We start from the raw sequence: 3,037 nt of genomic DNA, 5'->3' as shown, positions 1-3,037 counted from the left end.
TTCGCCATATATTTAACGTTTGCTACCATTAGAAAAAAACAATCAAATGAAAGGAATAAAGATAAAGAATTGGAAAAAATACACTTTTGAATTTCTATCGATTTTCATAGCTGTTATTTCCGCTTTCGCCTTAAATAATTGGAATGAAAATAGAAATAATCGAAATGCAGAAACAACTCCACCTATAAATTATTTAATCAAAATAGAATTTAACGCAAATAATCTTGATAGACCTAAATTATCAATTGCAAGAACTTTTATACATGAAGTAATTCATGCTGAAATATTTAGGAAACTTTTATCTGTTGCTCAACATCCAAGTATTCAGTTAAACCAAAATCAAATAATACAGCTTAGAAATAACTACCCTGGTTTTTATGATTACTATATGAAGTGGAAATGGGCTGTTCCACAAGGGCAAAGTCCTTCAAGTGCTCAACACGAAGCAATGGCTCAACATTACAGAAGTACTATTGTTCAAGCACTTCGTGAATATGATAGTACATAAACTGATGAGGTATACGAAGCTCTCGCATGGACTGGACTTAAAGGAACCGTAGCTTGGAATAATCTATCAGAAACAGAGAGAACTAATATAGGTCAAACTATAACGAATTTTTATACAAATAATCCTAATTGTCAATAACATGAAAAAAATAATATTAACTTCTTTACTTTTATTATTTACTGTAATTGTATATTCTCAAAATCAAAAAAGAATAATATTCAACTATCAAAGTGGAATTGATTCCACTATTGAGAAAAAAGGAGAATATATATATAAATTAGCTAATGAACATTCATTTAGATATGTTGCTGAAAAGAATAAAAAAAAAGAAGGAAATTACAGTTCAATTAAGGGAGATATAACATCTTATGATGCATTTATTAAAAGTAACAAAGGAAAAAGTTATCCTGAGTTTTTTAGTGAATATTCATTTTATATTTACATAAAAGATACAGAATTAAAAGGCTGTTTGATTGAGGTAGAAAAAATATGGTTAGTCGAAGATAAAATCTCTGATTAAAATTACTATGATTTTATTTCTTTTTTGTTTTAATGTTATAAGAAGAAATATTAGTAACTAGTTCAAACTATAATTATCCTCAATCCTTGAAAGCTTCAATCATAATAGGTTATATATTAAACTAAATGTTATAAATAAAACAAACGAAACTCAACAAACTTAATATATTTAAACGAAAGTTCACGAACTGTCATAAACCGTAAAGTAGTTTCAAAAAGTTTCTAATATTTGATAAAGTTAATCAAAGACGACAAGCAGAATATTTGACACTAAAAACTGCTTAATTGTCTTTTCTTAGTCCTCGACTGTAAAAATATAGTTTTGAAATTTCAATGCAGATTATACAAATCTTTATATCATTGATTATATAATTTTCAAAATATCCCTTCGCTAGCGCGAGTTTCTTTACTCTAAAAAGCTGGTTAGACAAATTGTTAAACCATACATAACCATCTTCATCTAAATTCAGCTGAAAAACCGATAAGCCTATTTGTTTTGGATGTGTAAACAATTTATATTCATTACCATCATATCGATATAATCCTTTGTTTGATGCCATCCATACAAACCCTTTTTCATCTTCAATAATATCATAAAACTCTTTATCGGGTAAACCATTTTTTTCAGTTAAATGTATGGCAGTTGGATTTTGCTGTTGCCCCATTAAACAGTTTACAGAGAGAAAAAGTAATATGTAAATAAAAAGTTTTGTCAAATTATGAGTAATGATACTTTCAAAAGTACATTTTTTTCATAAAGTAACTTGTGATTTTTTGTGAATGGTAAGATTTTGGGTATTACTCGCTACACTTCAACATTAAGTCTTAGGTATTGAGTTTTCACGTTTTAGTAAATGAAAAGAAAAATGTACGATCATTTTTAATAGATGAAACCTTCAAAACACAAACTTTCTAATAAAGTATTTAAAAAGAATGCATCTGTTTATAAACTGTATAAAAGCCTTATCCAATACAGATAAGGCTTTTACTAAACACAAGTTGATTTGGGGTTTTAATAAACTATGAACAAATTACTGTTTGATAAATCTTTTTGTGCTATTCTTTTGGTTTGATGTTACTTGAATAATATACATTCCCGATTGTAATCTACGAACGTCAATTTTAGTTTCATTGGTTGTTAAAACCTGTTTTCCTGTCATATCAAAAATACTTACAGTTTGAATATTCTCGGTTGTTTGAACGTGCAATGTAGCTTTTGCAGGATTTGGATAAATGGTAAAATCTAGCGGAGTTACCGTAACTTCTTCGGTACTCAACGTAGGATCAAACTCGTATGCGCCCATATCAATAGTTCCACCAACAATTCTGGCATTACCATTAATATCTTCTAAAATAGACGACGGAAAAAATGAATTATCTCCTGTATCAGTTGCTGGCGAAGTTGCCATCGGCGTATAATTATTAGCCGCAATATCTGTAAACATTGGGTTGGTTGTTGCAATATTTGTTGTGTTTGTCCAGTTAGAAAAACCATCTGGCGCCAAACTATTAGCTACTGTAACCGAATTTGGAGCTGTTTGCGTTCCAAATGTATGTATACTTGTTTGCTCGTTTCCATTAGTCAACATGTTATCCCAAATAACAGTATTGTACATTTCTAAATTGGCATTTCCGCCACTTCTCGATATTGAAACTACTCCTGCTACAGTAGATGAAGTTGCATTTAATGAATTATTGGCTATGGTTGAGTTGATAAATACAGCTTCATGCGTTGTAGTAACATCTGTCCTAAACCAAAACAATGTGTTAGTACCAGCATTAGAACTCGAAAGGTCAGCAACAACATTGTCATGGAACGAACAGTTGATAAATGTGCTGGTAAGTGTAGCACTTGTTCGTGGGTTTTCACCATAAAAAACAGTTGCAAAACGACCTAAGTTGTTTTTAAAAGTACAATTAGTAAAATCATAATCATAGTTTCCTGTTTGAGAATTCGTATGCGAATAATACACAACGCCACCACGTTCTACACGATTGTTTTCAAAAATA

General features: G+C 30.0%; 4 protein-coding genes. 2 read left to right on the top strand and 2 right to left on the bottom strand.

From position 1 onward, the window contains the following. The first annotated feature begins 46 nt into the window (after window positions 1-46). Window positions 47-508 (top strand): hypothetical protein, encoded by a 462-nt coding sequence (locus AB8B65_RS07235; protein WP_405300208.1) that lies wholly within the window; start codon window positions 47-49, stop codon window positions 506-508. 139 nt (window positions 509-647) lie between these two features. Further along, window positions 648-1,028, top strand: a complete 381-nt coding sequence (locus AB8B65_RS07230) for a hypothetical protein (protein ID WP_405300206.1) — start codon at window positions 648-650, stop codon at window positions 1,026-1,028. 280 nt (window positions 1,029-1,308) lie between these two features. On the opposite strand, the gene AB8B65_RS07225 is transcribed toward AB8B65_RS07230, so the two are convergent. Together AB8B65_RS07225 and AB8B65_RS07220 are read right to left on the bottom strand one after the other, a co-directional pair. Further along, window positions 1,309-1,692 carry a two-component regulator propeller domain-containing protein gene (locus tag AB8B65_RS07225; protein WP_405300205.1) on the bottom strand — a complete coding sequence of 128 codons (384 nt, stop codon included), beginning with the start codon at window positions 1,690-1,692 and terminating at the stop codon, window positions 1,309-1,311. A gap of 366 nt (window positions 1,693-2,058) precedes the next feature. Further along, window positions 2,059-3,037: T9SS type A sorting domain-containing protein (locus AB8B65_RS07220; RefSeq protein ID WP_405300204.1), on the bottom strand; the 979-nt coding region annotated here is incomplete at its 5' end.

This window comes from Kordia sp., assembly GCF_045105435.1.
Lineage (GTDB): Bacteria > Bacteroidota > Bacteroidia > Flavobacteriales > Flavobacteriaceae > Kordia.
Note: the sequence above shows the minus strand (reverse complement) of the source record. Positions and strands in the feature narration are given on the sequence as shown.